The sequence below is a fragment of the Rhodococcus sp. DMU2021 genome, assembly GCF_019641445.1.
Lineage (GTDB): Bacteria > Actinomycetota > Actinomycetes > Mycobacteriales > Mycobacteriaceae > Rhodococcus > Rhodococcus pyridinivorans.
Genome location: NZ_JAIFKB010000010.1, coordinates 21,763 through 46,505, shown reverse-complemented (window position 1 = coordinate 46,505; position 24,743 = coordinate 21,763). Strand labels below are relative to the sequence as shown.

Genomic DNA, 24,743 nt, shown 5'->3' with positions numbered 1-24,743 from the left:
TCCCACCGCAGGTTAGAACCTACGACTAGGGGTAGTACGCACATTCGTCGGAGAAATCCGTAGAATCGACCCATGGCAGCACTCGGCGAACTCGAACGCGCAGTGATGGACCACCTGTGGTCCACCCTCGAACCACAGACCGTCCGGCAGGTCCACGAAGCCCTCTCGGCTCGACGCAACCTCGCGTACACCACCGTCATGACGGTCCTGCAGCGCCTCGCCAAGAAGAACCTCGTCATCCAGCAACGCGACGACCGCGCCCACCGCTACCTGCCGGTGCACGGCCGCGACGAACTCGTCGCCAGCCTCATGGTCGACGCCCTCGACCAAGCCGACGAGACCGCCGGCCGCGCCGCCGCCCTCGTCCACTTCGTCGGCCGCGTCGGCGCCGACGAAGCCGCCGCCCTGCGCGCGGCGCTGGCGAAACTCGAAGCGCAACACGGCGACGACAGCACCGGCCACGACACCGAGCGGGCCAGCTGACACACTCGATGTCATGAACGCGACCACGGCGCTGTTCTTCGGAACCACAGCGCTTCTCCTCGCCGGTCCGGTGCCGGGGCTGCTCGCCCGCGCCACCTGGCCGCACCGCAACCCCCGGGCCGCCCTCGTGCTGTGGCAGTCCGTGGCCCTGGCGGCGGTGCTCTCCGCGTTCTCCTGCGGCCTGGCCATCGCCGCCCGCCTCCTCGCACCCGGCGCCGACGGCCGACCCACCACCGGGCCCCTCGAAGAGATCGACGCCCTCGGTCTGCCCCTGTGGCTGACCTACGTCATCGTCTTCGCCCTGACCGTGTTCATCGGTGCCCGCCTGACCTTCTCCATGCTGCGCGTCGCGGTACGCACCCGCCGCCGCCGCTCCCGCCACCGCATGCTCGTCGACCTGCTCGACCGCCGCGAGAGCGGCGCCGCCGTCCGCCACCACCCGCACGTGCGGATCCTCGACACCGCCGACCCCATCGCCTACTGCCTGCCCGGGCTGCGGCACCGGGTGGTGCTCAGCGAAGGCACCCTCGACAACCTCGGCGACGACGAACTACGCGCGATCCTGCGCCACGAACACTCCCACCTGCGCGCCCGCCACGACCTCATCCTCGAGGCGTTCACCGCCGTCTACGAAGCGTTCCCCCGCGTCGTGCGCTCCGGCTCGGCGCTCGGCTCGGTCAAACTGCTCGTCGAGCTGCTCGCCGACGACTCCGCCGTCCGCAAGACCGGCCCCGCACCGCTGGCCCGCGCCCTCGTGGCCTGCGCCGGCGCCCACACGCCCACCGGCGCCCTCGCCGTCGGCGGACCGAGCACCGTGCTGCGCGTGCAGCGCCTCACCGGACCGGGGCCCAACCTCGGCATTTCCGCCGCCGCCTACACCGCCGCCGCCGCCATCCTCGTCGTACCCACCATCGCCGTGGCGGTGCCCTGGCTCACCGAACTGTCCCTGCTGCTCGGCCTCTGAGCCGCGACACGCCGCACCGTTCGGCCCGCCCCGATTTCGATCGGCCCCCGTTTCGGGGGAAGCTGTAGACCATGACCGTCGAACGCACCGAAACACCGCAGGCCCAGATCGGCGTGACCGGACTGGCCGTGATGGGCTCGAACATCGCCCGCAACTTCGCCCGCCACGGCTACACCGTCGCCCTCCACAACCGCAGCATCGCCAAGACCGACGCGCTGCTCGCCGAGCACGGCAGCGACGGCACCTTCGTCCGCACCGAAACCATCGACGAATTCGTCGCCGCCCTCGAAAAGCCGCGCCGCGTCCTGATCATGGTCAAGGCAGGCGACGCCACCGACGCGGTCATCAACGAGCTCGCCGACGCGATGGAACCCGGCGACATCATCATCGACGGCGGCAACGCCCTCTACACCGACACCATCCGCCGCGAAGCCGCCCTGCGCGCCCGCGGCCTGCACTTCGTCGGCGCCGGCATCTCCGGCGGCGAGGAAGGCGCCCTCAACGGCCCGTCCATCATGCCCGGCGGCCCCGCCGAATCGTACGAGGCGCTCGGCCCGCTGCTCGAAACCATCGCGGCCCAGGTCGACGGCACCCCCTGCTGCACCCACATCGGCCCCGACGGCGCCGGCCACTTCGTGAAGATGGTGCACAACGGCATCGAATACGCCGACATGCAGCTCATCGGCGAGGCCTACCACCTGCTGCGCGACGCCCTCGGCTACGACGCCGGGCAGATCGCCGACGTCTTCGCCGACTGGAACACCGGCACCCTCGAGTCCTACCTCATCGAGATCACCGCCGAGGTGCTGCGCCAGACCGACGCCGCCACCGGCAAACCCCTCGTCGACGTCATCGTCGACGCCGCCGAACAGAAGGGTACCGGCCGCTGGACCGTCAAGGCCGCCCTCGACCTCGGCGTCCCCGTCACCGGCATCGCCGAAGCCGTCTTCGCCCGCGCCCTGTCCGGCTCCCGCGACCAGCGCGCCGCCGCCCGCGGTCTCGCCGCCGGCAACCTCGGCGCCGCCCCCACCGACGCCGCGCAGTTCACCGAGGACATCCGCGCCGCCCTGTACGCGTCGAAGATCGTCGCCTACGCGCAGGGCTTCGACCAGATCGCCGCCGGCAGCGCCGAATACGGCTGGAACGTCGACCGCGCCGCGCTCGCAACGATCTGGCGCGGCGGCTGCATCATCCGCGCCCAGTTCCTCAACCGCATCAAAGAGGCCTACGACGCCGACCCGGCCCTGCCCAGCCTGATCCTCGCACCGTACTTCCGCGACGCCATCGAGATCGGCATCGACAGCTGGCGGCGCGTCGTGGTCACCGCCACCCAACTCGGCATCCCCGTCCCGGCCTTCGCGTCGTCGCTGTCCTACTACGACGGGCTGCGCGCCGACCGGCTGCCCGCCGCCCTCACCCAGGGCCAGCGCGACTTCTTCGGTGCCCACACCTACGAGCGCACCGACAAGCCCGGCAAGTTCCACACCCTGTGGAGCGGGGACCGCTCCGAAGTGCAGGCCTGACCCGATGACGGGCACGGCAGTCGCCGTCCTGTGCGCACTCGCCGCCGCCGCGCTCATCGCGGTCGGCAGTGTCGCGCAACAGACCTCGGCCGCTGCCGTGCCCGACACCGACTCCTTCGTCGGCTCGCTGCTGCGCAGCCCCCGCTGGTGGGCGGGCATCCTCGGCGACGGCGGCAGCTACGTACTGCAGGTCATCGCGCTCGTCTTCGGATCGGTGCTGCTCGTCCAGCCCCTGCTCGTCGCGTCACTGCTGTTCGCGTTGCCGCTCGCCGCCGCCACCACCGGCCGCCGCGTCACCCGCACCACCTGGCTACTCGCCGGCGCACTGTGCGCGGCGCTGGCGATCTTCCTGCTCGCCGGCAACCCCAGCGAAGGCACCGGAGATGCCGCCGCCGCCCGCTGGGCGCTGCCGCTCGGAACGGTGCTCGCCGTCACCGCCGCCGCAGTCGTCGTCGCCCTACTCTCCCCGCGACGGCGGGCACTGTCGTTCGGGATAGCCGCCGGCGTCCTCTACGGCGTGACCAGCGCGTTCACCAAACACGTCACCGACCTCGCCGAACACGGCATCCCGCAGCTGCTCGGCTCGTGGCAGACCTGGACACTCGTCGCCGCCGGCGCCACCGCGATCTACCTGCAGCAACGCGCCTTCCAGGCCGGATCGCTCACCGCATCGCTGCCCGCCCTGACCGTCGGCGAACCGCTCGCCGCGATCGTGCTCGGCATGACGGTGCTCGGCGAACACCTGCGCACCGACGGCTCCGGACGGATCCTCGTCAGCGCCGCCGTCGTCGTGATGCTCGTGACCACCGTGGCGCTCTCCCGCGCCCAGGCCGCCGACACCCCCGCCGACGCCGCGGCTACGCCCGCCCCAGCACCGCCACCAGAAACTCCGCGTCATCGCTGAACGGCCGCAGATCCCAGGTCGACAACCGCACCTGCACCGCCAGACCCGCCTGCTGCGCGTCGGCGAAGAACTCCTCGAACGGATACTCACGGCCCGCCCCGAAACCGATTACCCCCCGGCCCTGCGGCGCCAGATGCGCCGCGAAATTGCGCAGCACCGCCACCCGGGTCGACGGCGCCACGAAGGTCATCACATTCCCCGCGCACACGATCACATCGAAATCGGCGTCGACACCGCGGGCCGGCAGATCCAGCTCGGCCAGATCCCCCACCAGCCACCTCGGCCCCGGATGATCCTCCTCCGCCGCCGCGATCAGCACCGGATCGACATCCACCCCGACCACACTGTGCCCGGCCCGATGCAGATAACCGCCGAGCCGGCCCGGCCCGCACCCTGCGTCGAGAATCCGCGCCCCACGCGGCACCATCGCATCGATCAACCGGGCCTCCCCGACAGTGTCCTGCCCCCGGGCGACCATCGCACGGAACCGTTCGACGTACCACGACGAATGCGCCGGATTCTCCGCCACGATCTCCTCCCACCGGCTCGGCACCCGCTCGCCGCCACCGTGTTCCGGACCCTCGCCGCCGCTCATCCACGCTCCTTCGTTCCACCGGGACACCTGCTCGATCCCCACCGTAGGCGCCGCGCCGTCACCGGCACCGCAACACACGGCAACCACCCTCAGTAGAATCGGTACCCGTCGAAACCACTTCCGGCAAGCAGACACCGTCCGCGACCGGACCCGACGAGAGGACACCGGTGCCCGCGGCACCCACAGCCACCCCACCGCCCGACACCTCCTCCCCCTGCACGGAGTGCGACTCCGGGCCGGAAGGATCCTCTATCGGGCCGGGGCACCACCCCGGCCACCACCCCGCCCGGCAGGACCGCCTCTGATGTCCGTCCTGCTCGATATCGTCGCGCTCCTCGGCTTCGTGGCGCTCACCGCAGGCACCGCCCTGTTCGTCGCCGCCGAGTTCTCCCTGACCGCCCTCGAACGCAGCGCCGTCGACGCGCACGCCCACGACGGCGACCGGCGCGCCCGGCAGGTCCAGCACGCGCACCGCACCCTGTCGTTCCAGCTGTCCGGCGCCCAGCTCGGCATCACCATCACCACACTGATCACCGGCTATCTCGCCGAACCGATCCTCGCGCAGTTCTTCACCCCGCTGTTCGACGCGATCGGATTGAGCACCTCCGTCGCCTCGACCGCCTCGCTGGTCCTCGCGCTGCTCATCGCCACGTCCTTCTCCATGGTCTTCGGCGAACTGGTCCCCAAGAACATCGCCATCGCCCGGCCCATGGGCACCGCCCGCGCCACCGCCGGTCTCCAACTGGCGTTCTCCCTGCTGTTCCGCTGGGCGATCCTCGGACTCAACGGCGCCGCCAACCACATCGTGCGGCGCTTCGGCATCGAACCGGCCGAGGAACTGCGCTCGGCGCGTTCCCCGCAGGAGCTCGGTTCGCTGGTGCGCGCCTCGGCCCGCAGCGGCACCCTCGACGAGCACACCGCCCGCCTGGTCTACCGATCCCTGCAGTTCGGGGACCGCACCGCCGAGGACCTCATGACCCCGCGCAGCACCGTCGAGAGCCTCGACCGCAACGCCACCGTCCTCGACCTCATCGAACTGTCCGCCCGCACCGGCTACTCCCGCTTCCCGATCGTCGACGGCGACCTCGACGCCCCGCTCGGCGTCGTGCATGTCAAGCACGCGTTCACCGTGCCCGGCCCGGCGCGCGGCACCACCGCCGTCGGCGCCCTCGCCCGCCTCGTGCCCACCGTGCCGACCAGCCTCGACGGCGACACCGTCATGGAACGGGTGCGCTCGGACGGCATGCAGGTCGCGCTCGTCGTCGACGAATACGGCGGCACCGCCGGACTGATCACCATGGAGGACCTCGTCGAGGAGATCGTCGGCGACGTCCGCGACGAACACGACGAGACCGAACTCGACGCCCACCGCGACGGAGAGGGCTGGTCGTGCACGGGTCTGCTGCGCACCGACGAGCTCGCCCAGCTCACCGGCTACCGCGCCCCCGACGGCGACTACGAGACCCTCGCCGGGCTGATCCTCACCGAACTCGGCCGCATCCCCGAGGTCGACGACGAGATCCAGCTGCCGCTGCGCCGCGGCGAACGCGACCTCACCTGGTACGCGCGCATCCTCGAGATGGACGGGCACCGCATCGACCGGGTGCTGCTCGTGCCCGGCGCCGCCCCCGACCCCGAGAACCCCGACGGCGACAACGGTGACAGGGACGACGCCCCGGCCGCCGACGAGGGGGGTGCGCAGCGATGAGCGACTGGTTCGGAATCGTCCTCGCCGTTCTGCTGCTCGCCGGCAACGCCTTCTTCGTCGGCGCCGAGTTCTCCCTCATCACCGTCCGCCGAGACCGGCTCGAGACGCTGCTCGCCCAGGGCAAGACCCGGGCCCGCACCGTCATCCACGCCGGCGAACACCTCTCGCTCATGCTCGCGGGCTCCCAGCTCGGCATCACGATCTGCTCGATCCTGCTCGGCCGCGTCGCCGAACCGGCCATCGCGCACCTGATCGAGGTGCCGCTGCATGCGGCCGGGGTGCCCGACGCGCTGCTGCACCCCATCGCGTTCACCATCGGGCTCACGATCGTGGTGGTGCTGCACATCCTGCTCGGCGAGATGGTGCCGAAGAACATCGCCATCGCCGGCCCGGAACGCGCCGCGATGCTGCTCGTCCCGATCCACCTGCTGTTCATGCGACCCGCCCGGCCGGTCATCGCCTTCTACAACCTGTGCGCCAACGCCACCCTGCGCGCGGCGCGCATCGACCCGAAGGACGAACTCGACACCTCCGTCTCCGCCGTGGAGCTCACGGAGATGATCGGCGAATCCCGCTCCGAGGGGCTGCTCGACGAGGAGGAACACAAGCGCCTCACCCGCGCCCTGGCCACCGGCAACCGCACCGTCGCCGACGTGATGATCCCGCTCGCTCGGGTACGCACCGTCCCGCACACCGGCGCGGGCCCGACCCTCGGCGACGTCGAGCACGCGGTCACCACCACCGGCTTCTCCCGGTATCCCACCCGCCGTCCGGACGGCACGATCACCGGCTATGTGCACATCAAGGACGTGCTCGATCTGGTGCGGGAACAGTCCACCGGTCCCGAGACCGTCATCCCCGCCGCGGTGATCCGGGAGCTGCCGACCATCGGGATCGGCGACGGTCTCGACGAGGCGCTCGCCGCGCTGCGCCGCAGCAACGCGCATCTGGCCGGGGTGACCGACACCACCGGAGCACTGCGGGGCATCGTCGCGCTCGAGGACCTCGTGGAAGAGTTCGTCGGAACGGTCCGCGACGCCACCCACCGGGTCGCGGATCCGCTGGGCAACCGCCCCCGCACCACCGCACCCCGATCGACCGAACGAGAACCATGACCCGCTCCCTGTCCGTGACCGACCGCCCGGCGATCCTCACCGAGAACGAGTGGACCGCGCGGCGCGACGCCCATCACGCCGCCGTGGACGAGCTGCTCGCCGGGCATCTCGAACGACGCGCCGCCGGCCGCACCCATCCCGTGCACGACTTCCTGTTCACCTACTACAGCCTGCGGCCGAGTCAGCTGCGGCGCTGGCATCCCGGCTACGGCACCGTGCTGCTCGGCGCGGCCGCGGTGCGCGGCTACCGCGACCATCCCGGCTACGAACGGGCCACCGTCGACGGGCAGCCGGGGGTGCGGGTGAGCCGGGAGGTGCTCGACCGACGCGCCGACACCGTCGACTTCGTCGCGGGGCTGCTCACCGCGACCTCCTCCCGTCCGCCGCAGCTCGGCTGCTTCGGATTGCACGAATGGGCGATGGTGTACCGGGCGGGAGCCGACGGGGTGCGGCACTCGTCGGTGCCGTTGCGGCTCGGCCACACCGGAACCGACACAGTGGTGGAATCAATGCAGCTCCGATGCACCCATTATGATGCGTTCCGGTTCTTCACCCCCGACGCCGTCCCACGCAACGCCACCGAACTGACCCGCGACCAGCAGGTACGCACCGAACAACCCGGCTGTCTGCACGCCGGCATGGATCTGTACAAGTGGGCCTACAAGCTGCTGCCCCTGACGGATTCGGAGCTGACGGTGCGGTGCCTGCGACACGCGTCCGCAGCCCGTGAATTGGACATGCGGGCGAGCCCGTATGATCTCGAGGACTACGGCTACTCGCCCATCAGGATCGAGACTGCCGCAGGACGCGCACAGTACGTCCGCGAGCAGTCGGCGCTCACCCGTCGCGCCGCAGCTCTGAGAGAAGAGCTGGTGAATCGATGTACCGTCCTGCAGACGCACAGAACCACTGCGTCCGTTACTACCGGCGGGTAACATAATCGACGATTCCGTGTGGCCGGGACGTTTCCGGCCGCACAGCAACCGGAAAGAGTGAGGGTGATGACAGAACGCGTGCAGGTCGGCGGACTCCAGATCGCGCAGGTTCTCTACGACTTCATCAACAACGAGGCCATCCCCGGCAGCGGGGTCGACGCGGACACCTTCTGGGCGGGTACCGACAAGATCGTCCACGACCTCGCCCCCAAGAACCGGGCACTGCTCGCCAAGCGTGACGACCTCCAGGCCAAGATCGACGGCTGGCACCGCGACCGCGCCGGACAGCCCCACGACCCCGTCGCCTACAAGGCCTTCCTCGAAGAGATCGGCTACCTCGTCCCCACCCCCGAACCGTTCACCATCGGCACCGAGAACGTCGACACCGAGATCGCCGAGACCGCCGGTCCGCAGCTCGTCGTGCCCGTCCTCAACGCCCGCTTCGCGCTCAACGCCTCCAACGCGCGGTGGGGATCGCTCTACGACGCGCTCTACGGCACCGACGTCATCCCCGAAGAGGGCGGCGCCGAGAAGGGCACCGGCTACAACAAGGTCCGCGGCGACAAGGTCATCGCCTGGGCCCGCGACTTCCTCGACAAGGCCGCACCCCTCGCGCAAGGCTCGCACGCCGACTCCACCGGCTACAGCATCGACGGCACCGAACTGAAAGTCACCCTCGAGGGCGGCACCGTCACCGGACTCGCCCAGCCCGACAAGCTCGTCGGCTACCTCGGCGACAAGGCCACCCCCTCCTCGGTGCTGCTGCGCAACCACGGTCTGCACATCGAGATCCAGATCGACCCCGAATCCCCCATCGGCAGCACCGACGCCGCCGGCGTCAAGGACGTCGTCCTCGAATCCGCCGTCACCACCATCATGGACTTCGAGGACTCCGTCGCCGCCGTCGACGCCGACGACAAGGTCGTCGGCTACCGCAACTGGCTCGGCCTCAACCGCGGCGACCTGTCCGAGTCCTTCGACAAGGGCGGCAAGACCCTCACCCGTAAGCTGAACCCGAACCGCGTCTACACCGCCCTCGACGGCAGCGACCTCGAACTGCACGGCCGCTCCCTGCTGTTCGTCCGCAACGTCGGGCACCTCATGACCAACCCCGCCATCCTCGACCGCGACGGCAACGAGGTCCCCGAAGGCATCCTCGACGCGCTCATCACCAGCCTGTGCGCCATCCACGGTCTGCACATCGACGAGGACCACGGCCCGCTCGCCAACAGCCGCACCGGCTCGATCTACATCGTCAAGCCCAAGCAGCACGGCCCCGAGGAATCCGCCTTCACCACCGAACTGTTCGGCCGCGTCGAAGAGGTCCTCTCCCTGCCCACCAACACCCTCAAGGTCGGCATCATGGACGAGGAGCGACGCACCACCGTCAACCTCGCCGCCTGCATCAAGGCCGCCTCCGACCGCGTGGTGTTCATCAACACCGGCTTCCTCGACCGCACCGGCGACGAGATCCACACCTCCATGGAGGCCGGACCCGTCGTCCGCAAGGCCGCCATGAAGCAGCAGCGCTGGATCGCCGCCTACGAGGACTGGAACGTCGACACCGGCCTCGCCTGCGGCCTGCAGGGCAAGGCCCAGATCGGCAAGGGCATGTGGGCCATGACCGACCTCATGCGCGACATGGTCGAGCAGAAGATCGGCCAGCCCAAGGCCGGCGCCAACACCGCCTGGGTACCCTCACCCACCGGAGCCACCCTGCACGCCACCCACTACCACGAGGTCGACGTCTTCGCGGTCCAGAACGAGCTCCAGGGCAAGAGCCGCGCCACCGTGGACGACATCCTCACCATTCCCCTCGCCGAGAACCCCAACTGGTCCGCCGAGGAGAAGCGCGAAGAACTCGACAACAACTGCCAATCCATCCTCGGCTACGTCGTGCGCTGGATCGACCAGGGCGTCGGCTGCTCCAAGGTCCCCGACATCCACGACGTCGCGCTCATGGAGGACCGCGCCACCCTGCGCATCTCCAGCCAGCTCCTCGCCAACTGGATCCGCCACGACGTCGTCACCGCCGACGACGTCGTCGCCTCCCTCGAGCGCATGGCCCCCGTCGTCGACCGGCAAAACGAAGGCGACCCCGGCTACCGGCCGCTCGCCCCGAACTTCGACGACAGCATCGCCTTCCAAGCCGCCAAGGAACTCATCCTCGAAGGCACCACGCAGCCCAGCGGCTACACCGAGCCGATCCTGCACCGCCGTCGCCGCGAGTACAAGGCCAAGTACGCCTGACCCGCACACCGACACCACAGGGCCCCGATCCACACGGATCGGGGCCCTGCCCGTCCCCGCACCGCGCGGCGGAGCCGGATCACATCCCGCCCCTCACTAGACTCGACCATCGGATCGACGAACGAAACGAGGCGGACACGACGTGAGCGGGCGACATCGCGGTAGCGGACGACGAGGAATCAGCACCAGCGTCATCGTGGTCACCCTAGGCGTAGTACTCTCCCTGCTCGCCGTCCTCGGCTGGTTCCGCCTCCGCGACAACATCGACAACCAGGCCACCGCCGCCGCCGAAACCTGCGTCGAAGGCGACACCGTCCTGCACATCGCCGCCGACCCCCTCATCGCCCCCGCCCTCACCGAACTCGCCGAACAATGGACCGACGGCGGCGTCCGCGTCATCCGCGACCACTGCGTCACCGCCGAGATCACCACCGTCGACAGCCTCGCCGCCGCCGACACCCTCGGCACCGACGCCTGGGATCCGACGCTCGGCCCCGAACCCGCCCTGTGGGTACCCCTCGACACCCGTATGAGCGCCCGCGCCGCCGACGCCATCGACGGCACCCCCCGATCCCTCGCCACCTCCCCGGTCGTGCTCGCCGTCCCCACCGACCTCGGCCGCGCCCTCACCACCGCCACCGTCCGCTGGCAGGACCTGCCCCGACTCCAGAACGACCCCGCCGCCATGCGCGAGAGCGGACTCGACATCTGGGGCACCCTCGGCCTCGCCCTGCCCACCGGCACCGAGACCCACGCCACCACCCTCGCCCTCGAAGCCGTCACCGCCGCCACCACCGGCATCGGCGCCGGACCGGTCACCCTCGAACAGGCCGCCACCCCCGCCGCCATCACCGCCGTGAGCACCCTCGCCCTCGGCGCCGACACCCTCGGCGCGGTCGGTACCACCGCCGACACCCTCGCGGCGCTCGGCACCCACCCCGACACCGCGGCCCCGATCCACGCCGTGCCGGTCATCGAACAGCAACTGCACCGCGCCCTCACAGATGGACAGGTCCGCGGCCTCACCGGCCACCTGCCGATCGGCGTCGCGCCCGTCGTCGACTTCCCCACGGCCGTCGTCGACGCCCCCTGGGTCGACGAGACGCTCGCCCGCGCCGCCGCGGAGTTCACCGACTACGCGCGGCGCCCCGAGCAGGCCGGCATCCTCACCGCCCACGGTTTCCGCACCGCCGACGCCGTCCCCGAACCCGCCGGGGAACTTCCGCTGCCCCGCGTCGACACCGTCCTCGCCCCCGCCGACCCCACCGTCGACGACGTCCTCGTCGCACTGCGTCTCGCCCCGGTGTCCCCGCGCAAGGTCACGATGGTCGTCGACACCTCCACCTCCATGGGCACCCCCGCCGGCGACGGCACCCGCCTCACCGCGACCGCAGGCGCCGTACGCGAGGCCATGCGTCGCGCGTCCATCAACTCGGTGATGGGCATGTACGTCTTCGCCGACACCCCCGAGGGACACCGTGTCGCCGTCATCCGCGACGGACTCACCGCAGCCAAGCGCGCGGCGATGTCCTCGATCCTCGACGACATCGATCTCGTCGACCGCGAACCCGTCTACGCCACTCTCACCGCCGCCTACCGCGACGCCGTCGACAACTACGACCCGGGCCGACCGAACTCCGTACTCGTCGTCGTCGACAGCGACGACCCCGACGAAGCAGCCGCCCGCGACCTGCGCGCCGCGATCGATGAACTCTCGTCCCCCGACACCCCCGTGCGGATCGACGTCGTCGTCCTCGGCGACCGCGCCGACCTCGTCCTCGAACAGGCCGCCGAAGCTACCGACGGCAGCCTCACCGTCGTCGACACCACCGACCCCGCCGATCTCACCGACCTCCTCCGAAAGCTGACGTCCTGACGTGCTCCGACTTCTCGTCGTGGGGGTCTTCCTTGCCCTCCTCACCTACCTGCTGCATCGACGACTCGTCCGGGCACCCGGCCTGCCGCGACCTGCCGCACTCGCCGCCGATCTCGTCCTCGTCGTCCTGTTCGTGCTCACGCTCGGCGCCTCCGGGGTGGGCACGGTGCTCGATCCTGCCTGGGCCCGCCCCATCGGGTTCCTCGGCTGGAGTTGGTTGGCGGTGGTGCTGTACCTGATGCTCGGGCTCCTGCTCATCGGAGTCGCGTTGTTCGTCGCCCGCCTCGCCCGACGCGGGCAACCCCGGCCGATCACCGAGGACGGCACGGTCGAGACCCCGGGACGGGGGCTGCGTATCGCGACCGCCGTGCTCGTCGTGGCCGCGGTCGCCGCCGTCGGATACGGCACGATCGAGGCCGACCGGCCGCAGATCGTCACTGTGCCCGTCGCCCTGCAGGACCTGCCTGCCGGCTTCGACGGTGCCCGCATCGCGCTCGTCACCGACCTGCACGTCGGACCCTCCCGCGGAGCCGACTTCGTGCAAGGTGTCGTCGACCTCGTCGCCGAGGAGCAACCCGACCTGATCGTGCTCGGCGGCGACCTCGCCGACGGCACCGTCGAACTCGTCGGCTCCGATCTCGAACCGCTCCGGCAACTGCAGGCCCCGCTCGGGGTGTACGGCGTCAGCGGCAACCACGAGTACTACTCCGACGACGCCGAATCGTGGCTGAACCACTGGGAGACGCTCGGTGTACGCACCCTGCGGAACGACCATGTCGTCCTCGAGCGGGACGGCGACGTCGTCGCGCTCGCCGGCGTCCACGACTACACCGCCCCCGAACCGCACCACCCCGACATGCCCGCCGCCCTCGCCGGCATCGCGGACGGTACCCCGGTGATCCTCGCCGCCCACCAGCCGCGGCACGTCGACGAGGCACGCGAGCTCGGAGTCGACCTGCAACTGTCCGGGCACACCCACGGCGGACAGATGTGGCCGCTGCGGCCGTTCGTCTCCCTGGCCAACCCGACCGTCACCGGACTCGACCGCTTCGGCGACACGCAGATCTACACGTCCCAGGGCACCGGCGCGTGGGGACCGCCCGTGCGGGTCGGCACTCCACCGGAGATCTCCGTCCTCGAGCTGACCGCCGCGAACTGACGGCCTTGTCTTAGTGGCTTGGTGAGTTTAGTTGTGGACGGGGGACAGTTCTGGATTTCTATAATTTCCGTATCGTTCGGAGTTATCCCATCGATGACGATGGCCGACGGACGTGTCCGTCGGCCATCCCCGGCATCAGCCGCTGTACGCCTCCAGGGGCGGGCACGCGCACACCAGGTTCCGGTCGCCGTGTGCGCCGTCGATACGCCGCACCGCCGGCCAAACCTTGGCTCGGCTCTTCCCCATCGGGAACACCGCGATCTCCCGCGAATACGGGTGGTTCCACTCGCCCACCAGGCATTCCGCGGTGTGCGGAGCGCCGCGCAGCGGATTGTCGTCCACCGGCCACTCCCCTGCCCCGACCCGGTCGATCTCACTGCGGATCGAGATCATCGCGTCGATGAACGCGTCGAGTTCGGCGATGTCCTCGCTCTCGGTGGGCTCGACCATGAGGGTGCCGGCCACCGGGAAGCTCATCGTCGGCGCGTGGAAGCCGTAGTCGGCCAGACGCTTCGCGACGTCGTCGACCGTCACCCCCGTCGCTTTCGTCAGCGGACGCAGATCGAGGATGCACTCGTGGGCGACCATGCCGGTCTCCCCCGTGTACAGCACCGGGAAGTACTCGTCGAGACGACGCGCGATGTAGTTGGCCGACGCGATCGCCGTCAGCGACGCGCGACGCAGCCCCTCGGCACCCATCATCTTGATGTACGCCCAGGTGATCGGCAGGATCGACGCCGATCCGTAGGGCGCCGCCGAGACCGGTCCCGCTCCCCCGAGTCCCGGCTCCGCCGGATGGCCCGGCAGGTACGGGGCCAGATGCGAACGGACGCCGATCGGGCCGACACCCGGACCGCCGCCACCGTGCGGGATGCAGAACGTCTTGTGCAGGTTCAGGTGGCTCACATCGCCCCCGAACTTGCCCGGCCGCGCCAGACCCACGAGAGCGTTGAGGTTGGCACCGTCGATGTACACCTGACCGCCGGCGTCGTGCACGGCACCGCAGATGTCGGCGATGTCGTGCTCGTACACACCGTGCGTGGACGGATAAGTGATCATGATCGCGGCCAGGCGCGCACCGTGGTCGGCGATCTTGGCGCGCAGGTCGTCGAGATCGACATCCCCGTTCGGGCGGCACGCGACGACCTCGACACGCATGCCCGCCATCACGGCGGATGCGGCATTGGTGCCGTGCGCGCTCGACGGGATCAGGCAGATGTCCCGATCGGTGTCGCCGCGATCGAGGTGGTAGTGACGGATCGCGAGCAGACCCGCGTACTCGCCCTGGCTGCCGGCGTTGGGCTGCAGGCTCACGGCGTCGTACCCCGTCACCGCGGCGAGCCAGTCCTCCAGGTCGGCGATGAGACGGCGGATGCCGCCCGTCTGGTCCGCCGGCGCGAACGGGTGCAGACCCGCGAACTCGGGCCAGGTGATGGCTTCCATCTCGGCGGCGGCGTTGAGCTTCATCGTGCACGAGCCCAGCGGGATCATCGTCCGGTCGAGGGCGAGGTCCTTGTCGGACAGGCGCCGCAGGTAACGCATCATCGCGGTCTCGGTGCGGTAGCGGGTGAACGCCGCATGCTGCAGGAACTCGCTGGTGCGGGCAAGAGCCTGCGGCAGCGCCGTTCCCTCGGCGGCGTCCCCGGCGGTGACGCCGAAGGCGCGCAGGACCGCGTCGACGTGCGCCGCGGTGGTGGCCTCGTCGCACGAGATCGACACGTGCTCGTCGTCGACCCGGTGCAGGTTGATGCCGGCCTCGAGGGCGGCGGCGAGCACGGCGTCGACACGCCCCGGGACACGCACGAGGACGGTGTCGAAGAACTCATCGTGGACAACCTCGACGCCACCGGCGCGCAGACCGTCGGCGAGGCGGCGGGCGTGCCCGGCGACGCGGCGGGCGATGCCGGTGAGGCCTTCGGCGCCGTGGTACGAGGCGTACATGGCCGCGAGCACGGCGAGGAGCACCTGGGCGGTGCAGATGTTGCTGGTGGCCTTCTCACGGCGGATGTGCTGCTCACGGGTCTGCAACGCGAGGCGGTAGGCCGGGTTGCCGTCCGCGTCCACCGAGACACCGACGAGGCGTCCGGGCAGGGTGCGGGTGTGGGCGCTACCGACGGCGAGGTAGCCGGCGTGCGGCCCGCCGAAGCCCATCGGCACACCGAACCGCTGGGTGGTGCCGAAGCACGCGTCGGCACCCTGCTCCCCGGGCGGGGTGATCAAGGTCATGGCCAGCAGGTCGGCGCCGATGGCGACGAGCGCGCCGCGGCCGTGGGCCGCCGCGATGATCGGAGCGGCGTCGATGATGCGGCCCGAAGCGCCGGGCACCTGGAGGACCACGCCGAAGAACTCGCCCTCGGGAAGTCCGTCGGCAGCGAGGTCGACGGTGACGATCTCGATACCGAGCGGTTCGGCGCGGGTCGCCAGCACCGCGGCGGTCTGCGCGAACAGGTCGACGTCGACGACCAGGCGCGGGCTCTTGGACTTGCGGTTTGCGCGGCGCAGCAGGGTCATGGCCTCGGCAGCGGCGGTGGCCTCGTCGAGCATCGACGAGTTCGCGATCTCCATGCCGGTCAGGTCGGCGACCATGGTCTGGAAGTTCAGCAGCGCCTCGAGGCGTCCCTGGCTGATCTCCGGCTGGTAGGGGGTGTAGGCCGTGTACCAGGCGGGGTTCTCGATGATGTTGCGCAGCAGCACGGGCGGCGTGAGCGTGTCGTAGTAGCCGTGGCCGATCATCGACGTCGCCACGGTGTTCTGCGACGCGAGTGCCTTCAGTTCGGCGAGTACGTCGTGCTCGGAGCGGGGCGCGTCGAGGACGTCGAGGCCGGTCGGCACGTTGTCTGCACGGTCGTCGAGGATGGCGGCCGGCACCGCGGCGGTGGCGAGGGCGTCGAGGGAATCGACTCCCACGACGTCGAGGATCCGGTTCAGGCCGGCGGTGTCGGGGCCGATGTGGCGATCGGCGAAGTTCGAGGTGACGGCATCTGTCATCGCAGCTCCCGGGCTGGTCGGCGAGGTCCACATGCGCGCGGTCGCGCGAGGTGGTTCCTCCCCCTCTGTCGTGAGCTCGCGGAGCGAGCGCCTGAGAGATTCGGCCGGCCAGAGCCTTTCCCCGTGGGCGGGCGGGTGCTCCCGCCACTTTCCAGAGACGTCGGAGCTCACGCGGTCCCGGTTGCCTGAGAGATTGACGGGGAGGTGCTGCTCCTTCGGCGCCCGGCTCGGTGTCCGGGTCTCTCCCGCGTGATGGCGACGCGTCTTCGAGTCTAGTTCACGTCGCGGGGGTCGAAATACCGCAGGTGCGGAAAGTGCCGCCGGCGGTGGAGTGGAGCGGTCATGTGGTCGGCCGATGCGACATCAGTGGTGTGGTCAGCCGATGCGGCGGTTGATGCGTTCGCGGCGACGCGACGCCAGTTCGTCCTCGGGGCGTTCCTCGACGCCGCCGCCGTCGGCGCGTTCGGCGGGGAAATCGGCGATGCTGCCGGTGAGCTCGCGCATCGCGCCGCTCACCGCGATCCCGAAGACGCCCTGCCCGCCCTGCAGCAGGTCGACGACCTCTTCGGGCGACGTACATTCGTAGACGGTGGTGCCGTCGGAGAAAAGAGTGATCTTCGCGAGGTCGCCCACCCCACGGCTGCGGAGATGGTCGACGGCGACGCGGATGTTCTGCAGCGAGACGCCGGTGTCGAGCAGGCGCTTGACGATCTTGAGGACGAGGATGTCCTTGAACGAGTACAGCCGTTGGCTACCGGAACCGGCAGCCCCGCGGATGGACGGTACGACCAGATTCGTGCGGGCCCAGTAGTCGAGCTGGCGGTAGCTGATTCCTGCGATCTGGCAGGCGATGGGCACGCGGTAGCCGACGAGTTCGTCGGGCGCCGAGTTGTCCGGAAACAGGCCCGGTTGGATCTCGTCGGTCTCGTTCGTCCGCGGCGCCGGATTCGAGCGATCGCCGGAATCGACGCCGAGTGGCTGTCCCTTCGTCCGATCTCGCACTACTGACTCCCTCTCGCGCGCCCAGTTCTGCCTCGCAACGATCGATTGGTGGATCCCCCGACCACATCCGATCATCGAGCCCTCCCAGGCTCACCGAGTCATCCCTGGCGGATCAACTCAGCGTACGCTCCGGTGTTGGGCGTCGGGCTGCGACACGCCGACCGGAAGGCAACGTTCGACATTACTACCGTCACGGCCGACGCGCGCGCCAACGCTCGTCGCCGTGCGACGGACGGCGCTCAGCCGTCCGTCGCCTTGAAATCGTCGGGCGAGACGGAGTCGAGGAACTCCTTGAACTTCTCGACCTCGTCCTCCCGTTCGTCGGGCATGACCAGTCCTGCCTCGGTGAGCACCGGTTCCTCGACGTGGACCGGCGCGCCGATGCGCAAGGCCACCGCGACCCCGTCGGAGGGCCGGCAGGAAACACGCATCCCTCCGTCGAAGACCAGATCCGCGTAGAACGTCCCTTCGCGCAGGTCGACGATGCGCACCTCGCGGAGGTTGCGACCGAACGCCTCGAGGAGGTTCTTGATCAGGTCGTGGGTCAGCGGCCGTGCCGGTTCGACCCCCTGCTGTTCGAGGGCGATGGCGGTCGCTTCGTTCTGCCCGATCCAGATCGGCAGATACCGATCGCCGGCGACCTCCCGCAGCAGGAGGACAGGCTGGTTCTGCGGCTGTTCGATACGAATCCCTACTATCCGCATCTCGCTCATCGCGATGCCTCCGTCCTGCTGCTCGTCGGTGGTGGGATCACCCGACAGGTACTGCCTGGAATTCTAGTGTCCTCCAGCGCATCCGTCAGGTGCCGTAGGTCACCACCTGACGGAGGGCCGTGGTCGCACTCGACGACGAATTCGTCGCCTAACGGTCGAGGGCTCCTTGCACCGCCGCTTTCACCAGGCAGGTGTGCAATGTCAACGACAGTGCGGCCAGTTCGCGCACCATCTCCTCGGCGCGCTGCCGTGCCCCGGCGTCGCGGCCCTTCGCGATCGGGCCGGCGATCTGCGCGACGAGCGCGGCCTCGCGGTCGGCGGCGAGCTTGAACGCCCGCAGGTGCCGAACCTCGAGGCCGAACTCCGCCATCGCCTTCGCCGTGCGGGCGAGCAGCACCGCGTCCTCGTCGAAGAAACCGGCCGGGCCCGGCTTGAGCAGGCCCGCCCCCACAAGCTCGGTGAGGAAGGCCGCGTCGATCCCGGCACGGGTGCACAGATCCTCGCGGCTCACCCGGATCTCGCGATCGGTGCGCAGATCCTCCGGCGAGACCTCGCCGCGGGCCACCGCCAGCGGACGCGGCCGGGTGATCCGGGTCTCGACCGATCCCACCGTGGCGGCGCCGCGGTCGATCGCCTCGAGCTGCTCCTTGATCACCTTGAGCGGAAGGTACTGATCGCGCTGCGCGGTGAGCACGTACCGCAGACGCTCGCAATCGGCGATCGAGAAGCGGCGGTAGCCCGAGGGTGTGCGTTCCGGGCTGATCAGTCCCTCGGCCTCGAGGAACCGGATCTTCGAGATCGTCACGTCCGGAAATTCCGGACGCAGGCGGTCGAGCACCGACCCGATCGACATTCCGGCCGGCGCCGGCTGGCGGGCCGCGGTCATCAGCTACCTGCGCCCTGGTTACCTCGCGGACCGGTCAGGAACACCAGCCGGAACTTGCCGATCTGCACCTCGTCGCCGTTCGCGAGAACGGCGGAGTCGACCGGCTCGCGGTTGACGTAGGTGCCGTTGAGGCTTCCCACGTCGACGACCTGGAATTCGCCCTCGTCCTGGCGGAACTCGGCGTGCCGACGGCTGACGGTCACGTCGTCGAGGAAGATGTCGCTGTCGGGATGCCGACCCGCCGAGGTGGTGGGCTGGTCGAGCAGGAAGCGCGATCCTGCATTGGGCCCCCGCTTGACGACCAGCAGCGCCGATCCGGCGGGCAGGCCCTCGACACCCGAGACGGGCGCTTCGGTGGTGGCCGAACCCGCGCCCTCCACTTCGTTCAGGAAGTCGGCGCGAAATACCGAAGTGGTCTCTGCAGGAGTCTCCTCGTAACCCGCGTTGCCGTTCTCGCTCACCGTTTCTCCTTATCCGTTCGACCACCCGGGTGATCCCGGACGGTCGCTGATTCGTTCGCCCCGTTCAGGTCCGACACGGCACACGCCATATCCGACCGTACCCCGCTCGGGGGTACTGACGCAGACAGTCGCGGTCACGTTACCTGTCGGGTCCGTCAGCCTTCCGTGATCCCGCGGTAACCTTCCGCGGCGAGCGTCTCCGCGAGCGCCTCGTCGAGGTCGTTCTCGCTGCCCATCTCCACGTCGACGAGCCAGCCGTCCTCGTACGGGCTGCTGTTCACCAGTTCGGGATTCGCGTCGAGTTCCATGTTGACGGCGGTCACCTTCGCGGTCAGCGGCGCGAACACGTCCGACACGCTCTTGGTGGACTCGACCTCTCCGAAGGACTCGCCGGCGGCGATCTCGGCGCCCGCCTCGGGCAGCTGCACGAAGACCACGTCGCCGAGTTGGGACTGTGCGTAGTCGGTGATCCCGATGCGCACGGTCGTCGCGCCCGTCCTGCGCACCCACTCGTGCTCGGGGGTGTACCGCAGATCCTCGGGTGTCGCGAAATCGGTCAAGACTGGTCCTTTCGGAGACGACGTTCGACCGGAACGTCGGATTCAGTTACCGGGCTGAGAGTATTGGCGTGGCTCGATCTCCCGCAAGGCGGACACCTCCACCTGCGGAGACTGTTCTACGGACAATGATCCGCCCGCACGGGCGACCGTGTCGACCACTCCGCCGGGAATGTTCAGCGCGGCGGCGAGAGTCGGTCCGTCACCGATGGCGGTGACGGTGTACGGAGCATCGAGTCGGCGGTCGTCGACGACGATGTCGCCGCCCGGTCCGGTGACCCACGAATCGACCCCGATGCGCACGGTCTCACCGTTCGCCCCGGCGATCTGCATCGTGTCGGCACCCGCCGCGCGCAGCTCCTGGATCATGTCGAGCAGCACCTCCGATCCGACACCCTCGCGCGGATCGTCGACGGTGAGAACCACTCCGGGCCCGGTGGCGGGTTCGGTGCCGAGTTGCGCCGACAGCGTGTACAGGCGCGTGCGGGCTTCCTCGAGTGCCGCTTCCGAGCCTTCCTGTTCGAGACTCGAGAGCGTGCGCTCGAGTTCGGTGATCTCCTGGCGCAGAGCGGCTTCGCGGCGATTGAGGTTGTCGAGCAGCACGAGCAGGTCCGCAGGGCGCGCCGAGTCGAGGTCGTCGCCGGTATCGGTCGTACGCACCTGGGTGGCGATGCCGGCGCCGAGCAGGACGACGAGAATCGCCGCGAGGACGAGGAAGACGCGTTGCGATCGGGTGGCGCGCGCAGTGCCGGTTTCGGGCGTTGCGCCGGTGTCGGGTGCGGGGCCGGGTTGTTGCGGTTCGGTCACGGTCAGGCCCCGAACAGGCGACGACGTAGGGCTGCAGCGTTTCCGAAGATGCGGATGCCGAGGACGACGATGACCGCGGTCGACAACTGGGTGCCCACGCCGAGCTGGTCGCCGAGCCACACGATCAGGGCGGCGACGAGGACGTTGAAGACGAACGACACCACGAACACCTTCGCGTCGAAGATGTCGTCGAGATAGGCGCGCAGACCGCCGAAGACCGTGTCGAGCGCGGCGACCACCGCGATGGGCAGGTAGGGCTGTACGACATCGGGTACCTGTGGGCTGAACACGATTCCGGCGCCGATCCCGATCGCCAGTGCGAGCACCGCGTAGAGCGCGTGACCGTGTTCGAGTCGCTTCACCTGTACCCCGTTTCTCCACTGCTGCCGAGTCTCCGGACCGTGGCGGCCGGAAACTCGAGATCGTCCTCCTCTGCGAGGGTGAATCCCACCCCGTAGAGCTGCTGTATCCCCGCGATGCGCAGGTAGGCGTCGCTGACGACGAAGGTCGTCTGCAGTCGGGAGGGAGATCCCACCGCCGAGACCGTGTACGGGGAGAATACGGGCCGGTTGTCGACGAGCATCGCTCCCCCGGCCTGCCGGATGGTCACCCCGGGACCCACCCGCACGCCCCCGACCTCTACGGCCTCCGCACCGGCCGCCCACAGCGCGTTGACGACCGACTGCAGGTCGCGGTCGAGGACGAGCGCGGTGGGTCGGTCCTCGATTCGCGCCGCATCCGACAGGTTCGGTCGCGCGGTGGGTTCGGTGAGGGTGACCGTGATCCCCGGACCGCGCACCGGTGTTGCCGCGGCTGCGGCCTCGGCGTCGCGGAGTCGGTCGAGGATGGTCGCGCCGTCGCCTCCGTCGGAGAACAGGGTGGTGCGTCGTTCGTCGACCGCGGCACCGAGTTCGTCCCGCTGTGCAGTGAGCGCGGTGATGCGTTCATCCCCTGCCCGGAGGGAGTCGAGGATCTCGGCGCGGGTGCTGTCGGTGCCGGCCTGCACGTCGGCGTTGTGCGCGTACGCGATGCCGATCACGAGGCCGGCGAGGAGAACTCCGGCGCCGAGCCACGCGCGCGACGCGCTCGGAGAGGTGCTCGAGCGCCCCGCAGCCCGGTCCGCGGCGGACGCAGCGTAGCCGGGGTCGAGATGATCCTCGAGGAGCGACTTCAGGAGCGAGGGCACCGGATTGCGCCGGATGCGTTCCCACGCGCGGCTCATCGGATCACCGCCCGGCCGGCACGGTCCGTGCCGTCACGACGGCCTGCCCGAGGTACAGCAGGCCGGTCCACACGTACAGGACGGTCCCCCAGATCAGGGCGGCCCAGCCGAGCGGTCCGGTGATCGGCTCCGAGGCGGGCACGGCGACGGCCCCGAGCATCAGCGGCAGCGCGCACATGAGCAGGAAGGTGGCGCCCTTGCCGAGGTAGAGCACGTCCGGCGGGGACAGTTCCCGGCGCCGGTAGACGGCCAGGGTCGGCGCCAGGACGAGTTCGCGGCCGACGAGGATCACCGCGATCCACCAAGGCACGATGTCGCGCGCCACGAGGGCGACGAGGGTGGCCACGATGTAGAGGCGGTCGACGGCGGGATCGAGAAGGGCTCCGAGGCGGGAGGTCTGGTCGAGCAGCCTGGCGAGTTTGCCGTCGGCCCAGTCGGTGATGCTACTCGCGGCCAGCAGGATCAGCGCCCAGACGTCGGCGTGGGCGACGAGGATGAGATAGAGGAAGACGGGCACACCCAGCAGCCGGACGAAGCTGAGGACGTTCGGCACGGTGAGGATGCGGTCCGATCCGCGCGCGTCGGCGGTTCCGGTCGCATCGGTCATGGTGGGGCCGCTCCGTGTTCTCGTGAGGTCGTTCTCGTGATGCCCCGCCGGAGTTCCGTTCGGGCGCGGAGTCCAGCCTTCCACAGCCGCGCGAGCGGAGATTCCGGGGTGTCAGCGCCAGGTGAAGACCGGCTGCTCGAGACCGTCGATGCGGGTGGCCCGCCGGCGCAGCACGACTTCGCGGAATTGGTAGACCACCGCGGCGGTCGGTGCGTGCACGAGGTGACCGCGGAAGGTCCACTGGATCACCGGCTTGTCGGATTCGGGGATGGTGACGAAGCGCGGGTCGACGTCGAGTTCGTCGGTGGTGACGGCGAAGAGTACGTCGACCTCGTCGGGGCTGGGCTTCAGATCGCTCACCGCGGTGTCCGACCACACGACGAACGGTGACATGACGTAACCGGAGCGGGTGATGTAGTCGTCGAGCCGGCCGAGGACGGACTCGGGGCCGAGGTCGATTCCGAGTTCCTCGTGCAGCTCGCGCAGGGCGGCCTCCTCGGGCTGCTCCCCCTCGTCCAGACGTCCGCCCGGCAACGCGAACTGGCCGGGATGTGCCCGCAGACGGGTCGGTCGCCGTGTGAGGGGCATGACGGGGTTACCGTTCCCGTCGTCGAGCACCGCCACGACGACGGCTGCGTGCCGGCGGCCGTCGAGCGGCAGTCGGCGCGAATCGAACGCGTCCAGCGCGTCGCGGACGTTGTCTCTGTCGAGAGGGTGAGCAGCGGGCATGGGTCGACAGTAGTTCGTCACAACTGCCCCGGCGGCTAGGCGCATGCCCTGGCCGGTGTCGGTGACACCGGCCTCGAGGGGGGGAGTTCTGGATATTTATGGTTTCCGTGCAGTCCGGATTATCTGCGTGGGGTGGGAGTTCTCCGAACACGGATCCCCACCCGCGGTCATAGTGGGAGCCGACGGAAAGGAGCTCGATGAACGACGTGCCCGCCGGCCTCGACCTCGATGCGCTCGATGCCTATCTGCAGACCTCCGCCCCCGACCTGTTCTCCGGTCCCCTCCGCGCGCGCCTGATCAGCGGCGGACGCTCGAATCTCACCTACGAGGTGACCGACGGCGATCTGCGGCTGGTGTTGCGCCGTCCCCCACTCGGACACGTCCTCGCGACCGCCCACGACATGGCTCGCGAGTACCGCGTCATCTCCGCGCTCGCCGGCACCGCGGTACCGGTCCCCCGCTCGCATCTGCTGTGCGAGGACGATTCGGTGCTCGGCGCGCCCTTCTATCTCATGGATCTGGTCGTGGGGACGCCCTATCGCACCGCGGAGCAACTCGAACCGCTCGGCGCCGAGCGCACGCGCGTGATCTCCGAGCGGATGGTCGACACCCTGGCCGCCCTGCACGCGGTGGACCCGGCGACCGTGGGACTCGAGGACTTCGGCCGCCCCCAGGGCTTCCTCGAGCGGCAGGTGCGGCGCTGGACCACCCAGCTCGAGAACTCGCACAGCCGGGACCTCGACGGCGCCGACGAGCTGCACCGGCTGCTCGTCGACAATCTGCCGGGCGACGGCGAGGTGGGCATCGTGCACGGCGACTACCGGCTCGACAACGTTCTCGTCGACGACGACAAGGTGGTCGCGGTGCTGGACTGGGAGATGGCCACGCTCGGCGATCCCCTCACCGATGTGGCGTTGCTGCTGGTGTACCAGCGGCTGGCGCGGGAGAACACGGAGTTCCCCGTGTCGACGGTGTCCCGCGCTCCGGGCTTCCTCGGCGACGACGAACTGCTTGCCCGGTACGAGGCCGCCGGTGGACGCGACCTGTCGGACATGGCGTTCCACCTCGCCCTGGCCTACTACAAGCTCGCGGTGATCCTCGAGGGCATCTACTTCCGGTTCCGTCAGGGCAAGACGGTCGGCGACGGGTTCGAGGAACTCGGCCGCGGCGTCGAGCCGCTGTTGCACGCCGGTATCCATGCGCTGACGAGTCGGAAGAGTTGATCTCGCGACCGTTGTCGTAGTCGCTCGGTACGCTCC

23 protein-coding genes and 1 riboswitch are annotated in these 24,743 nt (G+C 69.7%); of the genes, 11 read left to right on the top strand and 12 right to left on the bottom strand.

The features are described from left to right. Positions 1 to 72 precede the first annotated feature (72 nt). From K3M35_RS15135 to K3M35_RS15120, 4 genes are all read left to right on the top strand, one after another. The gene (locus K3M35_RS15135) at positions 73 to 483 is read left to right on the top strand and encodes a BlaI/MecI/CopY family transcriptional regulator (RefSeq protein ID WP_220666638.1); all 411 of its coding nucleotides are present in this window, start codon (positions 73 to 75) and stop codon (positions 481 to 483) included. Positions 484 to 496: 13 nt separating this feature from the next. Next, on the top strand, positions 497 to 1,447 hold the full coding sequence (locus K3M35_RS15130) for a M56 family metallopeptidase (RefSeq protein WP_006552761.1): 951 nt from the start codon (positions 497 to 499) through the stop codon (positions 1,445 to 1,447). A gap of 71 nt (positions 1,448 to 1,518) precedes the next feature. Then, the gene (gene gndA, locus K3M35_RS15125; RefSeq protein WP_006552760.1) at positions 1,519 to 2,970 is read left to right on the top strand and encodes an NADP-dependent phosphogluconate dehydrogenase; all 1,452 of its coding nucleotides are present in this window, start codon (positions 1,519 to 1,521) and stop codon (positions 2,968 to 2,970) included. Between the two features lie 4 nt (positions 2,971 to 2,974). After that, positions 2,975 to 3,874 carry a DMT family transporter gene (locus K3M35_RS15120; RefSeq protein WP_220666637.1) on the top strand — a complete coding sequence of 300 codons (900 nt, stop codon included), beginning with the start codon at positions 2,975 to 2,977 and terminating at the stop codon, positions 3,872 to 3,874. On the opposite strand, the gene K3M35_RS15115 is transcribed toward K3M35_RS15120, so the two are convergent. Continuing rightward, positions 3,828 to 4,469, bottom strand: a complete 642-nt coding sequence (locus tag K3M35_RS15115; RefSeq protein WP_051121633.1) for a bifunctional 2-polyprenyl-6-hydroxyphenol methylase/3-demethylubiquinol 3-O-methyltransferase UbiG — start codon at positions 4,467 to 4,469, stop codon at positions 3,828 to 3,830. The genes K3M35_RS15120 and K3M35_RS15115 overlap by 47 nt on opposite strands. A 304-nt stretch (positions 4,470 to 4,773) precedes the next feature. On the opposite strand from K3M35_RS15115, the gene K3M35_RS15110 reads away from it, so the two are divergent. The 6 genes from K3M35_RS15110 to K3M35_RS15085 all read left to right on the top strand — a co-directional run bounded on the left by K3M35_RS15110 (position 4,774) and on the right by K3M35_RS15085 (position 13,512). After that, on the top strand, positions 4,774 to 6,177 hold the full coding sequence (locus K3M35_RS15110; protein ID WP_019289600.1) for a hemolysin family protein: 1,404 nt from the start codon (positions 4,774 to 4,776) through the stop codon (positions 6,175 to 6,177). Continuing rightward, a complete protein-coding gene (locus tag K3M35_RS15105; protein WP_006552756.1) occupies positions 6,174 to 7,292 on the top strand; it encodes a hemolysin family protein in 1,119 nt (372 codons plus the stop codon). Before K3M35_RS15110 ends, K3M35_RS15105 begins: the two co-directional genes overlap by 4 nt. Next, entirely contained in the window at positions 7,289 to 8,227 is a 939-nt protein-coding gene (locus tag K3M35_RS15100; RefSeq protein ID WP_006552755.1) for a hypothetical protein, read from the top strand. Before K3M35_RS15105 ends, K3M35_RS15100 begins: the two co-directional genes overlap by 4 nt. Positions 8,228 to 8,293: 66 nt before the next feature. Further along, positions 8,294 to 10,477 carry a malate synthase G gene (locus tag K3M35_RS15095; protein WP_006552754.1) on the top strand — a complete coding sequence of 728 codons (2,184 nt, stop codon included), beginning with the start codon at positions 8,294 to 8,296 and terminating at the stop codon, positions 10,475 to 10,477. A gap of 142 nt (positions 10,478 to 10,619) precedes the next feature. After that, on the top strand, positions 10,620 to 12,353 hold the full coding sequence (locus K3M35_RS15090) for a substrate-binding domain-containing protein (RefSeq protein WP_220666636.1): 1,734 nt from the start codon (positions 10,620 to 10,622) through the stop codon (positions 12,351 to 12,353). A gap of 1 nt (position 12,354) precedes the next feature. Further along, a complete protein-coding gene (locus K3M35_RS15085) occupies positions 12,355 to 13,512 on the top strand; it encodes a metallophosphoesterase (RefSeq protein ID WP_006552752.1) in 1,158 nt (385 codons plus the stop codon). A 135-nt stretch (positions 13,513 to 13,647) separates the two neighbouring features. Here K3M35_RS15085 and gcvP read toward each other — a convergent pair whose 3' ends face one another. The 11 genes from gcvP to K3M35_RS15030 all read right to left on the bottom strand — a co-directional run bounded on the left by gcvP (position 13,648) and on the right by K3M35_RS15030 (position 23,484). Then, positions 13,648 to 16,500: an aminomethyl-transferring glycine dehydrogenase gene (gcvP, locus tag K3M35_RS15080; protein ID WP_220666635.1), complete on the bottom strand. Its 2,853-nt coding sequence runs from the start codon at positions 16,498 to 16,500 to the stop codon at positions 13,648 to 13,650. A 162-nt stretch (positions 16,501 to 16,662) separates the two neighbouring features. Further along, positions 16,663 to 16,758, bottom strand: a riboswitch (glycine riboswitch). A gap of 117 nt (positions 16,759 to 16,875) precedes the next feature. Then, positions 16,876 to 17,502 (bottom strand): MerR family transcriptional regulator, encoded by a 627-nt coding sequence (locus K3M35_RS15075; protein ID WP_006552749.1) that lies wholly within the window; start codon positions 17,500 to 17,502, stop codon positions 16,876 to 16,878. A 239-nt stretch (positions 17,503 to 17,741) separates the two neighbouring features. Continuing rightward, positions 17,742 to 18,215, bottom strand: coding sequence for a bifunctional nuclease family protein (locus tag K3M35_RS15070; protein WP_220666634.1), 474 nt, complete (start codon positions 18,213 to 18,215; stop codon positions 17,742 to 17,744). A 148-nt stretch (positions 18,216 to 18,363) separates the two neighbouring features. After that, positions 18,364 to 19,101, bottom strand: a complete 738-nt coding sequence (locus K3M35_RS15065) for a MerR family transcriptional regulator (RefSeq protein WP_006552747.1) — start codon at positions 19,099 to 19,101, stop codon at positions 18,364 to 18,366. Beyond that, on the bottom strand, positions 19,101 to 19,562 hold the full coding sequence (gene garA / locus K3M35_RS15060; RefSeq protein ID WP_006552746.1) for a glycogen accumulation regulator GarA: 462 nt from the start codon (positions 19,560 to 19,562) through the stop codon (positions 19,101 to 19,103). Before garA ends, K3M35_RS15065 begins: the two co-directional genes overlap by 1 nt. A gap of 155 nt (positions 19,563 to 19,717) precedes the next feature. After that, on the bottom strand, positions 19,718 to 20,122 hold the full coding sequence (gene gcvH / locus K3M35_RS15055; protein ID WP_220666633.1) for a glycine cleavage system protein GcvH: 405 nt from the start codon (positions 20,120 to 20,122) through the stop codon (positions 19,718 to 19,720). Positions 20,123 to 20,164: 42 nt separating this feature from the next. Next, positions 20,165 to 20,926, bottom strand: coding sequence for a DUF881 domain-containing protein (locus K3M35_RS15050; protein WP_064061534.1), 762 nt, complete (start codon positions 20,924 to 20,926; stop codon positions 20,165 to 20,167). Positions 20,927 to 20,928: 2 nt separating this feature from the next. Beyond that, positions 20,929 to 21,288: a small basic family protein gene (locus tag K3M35_RS15045; RefSeq protein ID WP_006552743.1), complete on the bottom strand. Its 360-nt coding sequence runs from the start codon at positions 21,286 to 21,288 to the stop codon at positions 20,929 to 20,931. Next, positions 21,285 to 22,148, bottom strand: a complete 864-nt coding sequence (locus K3M35_RS15040) for a DUF881 domain-containing protein (RefSeq protein ID WP_220666632.1) — start codon at positions 22,146 to 22,148, stop codon at positions 21,285 to 21,287. Before K3M35_RS15040 ends, K3M35_RS15045 begins: the two co-directional genes overlap by 4 nt. 4 nt (positions 22,149 to 22,152) lie before the next feature. Further along, positions 22,153 to 22,755 (bottom strand): CDP-alcohol phosphatidyltransferase family protein, encoded by a 603-nt coding sequence (locus tag K3M35_RS15035; protein WP_024101103.1) that lies wholly within the window; start codon positions 22,753 to 22,755, stop codon positions 22,153 to 22,155. Between the two features lie 111 nt (positions 22,756 to 22,866). Then, a complete protein-coding gene (locus tag K3M35_RS15030; protein WP_220666631.1) occupies positions 22,867 to 23,484 on the bottom strand; it encodes a CoA pyrophosphatase in 618 nt (205 codons plus the stop codon). A 197-nt stretch (positions 23,485 to 23,681) separates the two neighbouring features. Between K3M35_RS15030 and K3M35_RS15025 the strand changes: the two genes are divergently transcribed. After that, on the top strand, positions 23,682 to 24,707 hold the full coding sequence (locus K3M35_RS15025; RefSeq protein WP_220666630.1) for a phosphotransferase family protein: 1,026 nt from the start codon (positions 23,682 to 23,684) through the stop codon (positions 24,705 to 24,707). Positions 24,708 to 24,743 lie beyond the last annotated feature (36 nt).

What these genes read in the sequence shown, in the direction of transcription:
- K3M35_RS15115 (WP_051121633.1), bottom strand. Translation starts at nt 4,469, where the DNA reads ATGAGCGGCGGCGAGGGTCCGGAACACGGTGGCGGCGAGCGGGTGCCG.
- K3M35_RS15100 (WP_006552755.1), top strand. Translation starts at nt 7,289, where the DNA reads ATGACCCGCTCCCTGTCCGTGACCGACCGCCCGGCGATCCTCACCGAG.
- K3M35_RS15095 (WP_006552754.1), top strand. Translation starts at nt 8,294, where the DNA reads ATGACAGAACGCGTGCAGGTCGGCGGACTCCAGATCGCGCAGGTTCTC.
- K3M35_RS15035 (WP_024101103.1), bottom strand. Translation starts at nt 22,755, where the DNA reads ATGACCGATGCGACCGGAACCGCCGACGCGCGCGGATCGGACCGCATC.
- K3M35_RS15135 (WP_220666638.1), top strand. Translation starts at nt 73, where the DNA reads ATGGCAGCACTCGGCGAACTCGAACGCGCAGTGATGGACCACCTGTGG.
- K3M35_RS15070 (WP_220666634.1), bottom strand. Translation starts at nt 18,215, where the DNA reads ATGAGCGAGATGCGGATAGTAGGGATTCGTATCGAACAGCCGCAGAAC.
- K3M35_RS15120 (WP_220666637.1), top strand. Translation starts at nt 2,975, where the DNA reads ATGACGGGCACGGCAGTCGCCGTCCTGTGCGCACTCGCCGCCGCCGCG.
- K3M35_RS15040 (WP_220666632.1), bottom strand. Translation starts at nt 22,148, where the DNA reads ATGAGCCGCGCGTGGGAACGCATCCGGCGCAATCCGGTGCCCTCGCTC.
- K3M35_RS15110 (WP_019289600.1), top strand. Translation starts at nt 4,774, where the DNA reads ATGTCCGTCCTGCTCGATATCGTCGCGCTCCTCGGCTTCGTGGCGCTC.
- gndA (WP_006552760.1), top strand. Translation starts at nt 1,519, where the DNA reads ATGACCGTCGAACGCACCGAAACACCGCAGGCCCAGATCGGCGTGACC.
- K3M35_RS15105 (WP_006552756.1), top strand. Translation starts at nt 6,174, where the DNA reads ATGAGCGACTGGTTCGGAATCGTCCTCGCCGTTCTGCTGCTCGCCGGC.
- K3M35_RS15065 (WP_006552747.1), bottom strand. Translation starts at nt 19,101, where the DNA reads ATGACCGCGGCCCGCCAGCCGGCGCCGGCCGGAATGTCGATCGGGTCG.
- K3M35_RS15130 (WP_006552761.1), top strand. Translation starts at nt 497, where the DNA reads ATGAACGCGACCACGGCGCTGTTCTTCGGAACCACAGCGCTTCTCCTC.
- K3M35_RS15025 (WP_220666630.1), top strand. Translation starts at nt 23,682, where the DNA reads ATGAACGACGTGCCCGCCGGCCTCGACCTCGATGCGCTCGATGCCTAT.
- gcvP (WP_220666635.1), bottom strand. Translation starts at nt 16,500, where the DNA reads ATGACAGATGCCGTCACCTCGAACTTCGCCGATCGCCACATCGGCCCC.
- K3M35_RS15030 (WP_220666631.1), bottom strand. Translation starts at nt 23,484, where the DNA reads ATGCCCGCTGCTCACCCTCTCGACAGAGACAACGTCCGCGACGCGCTG.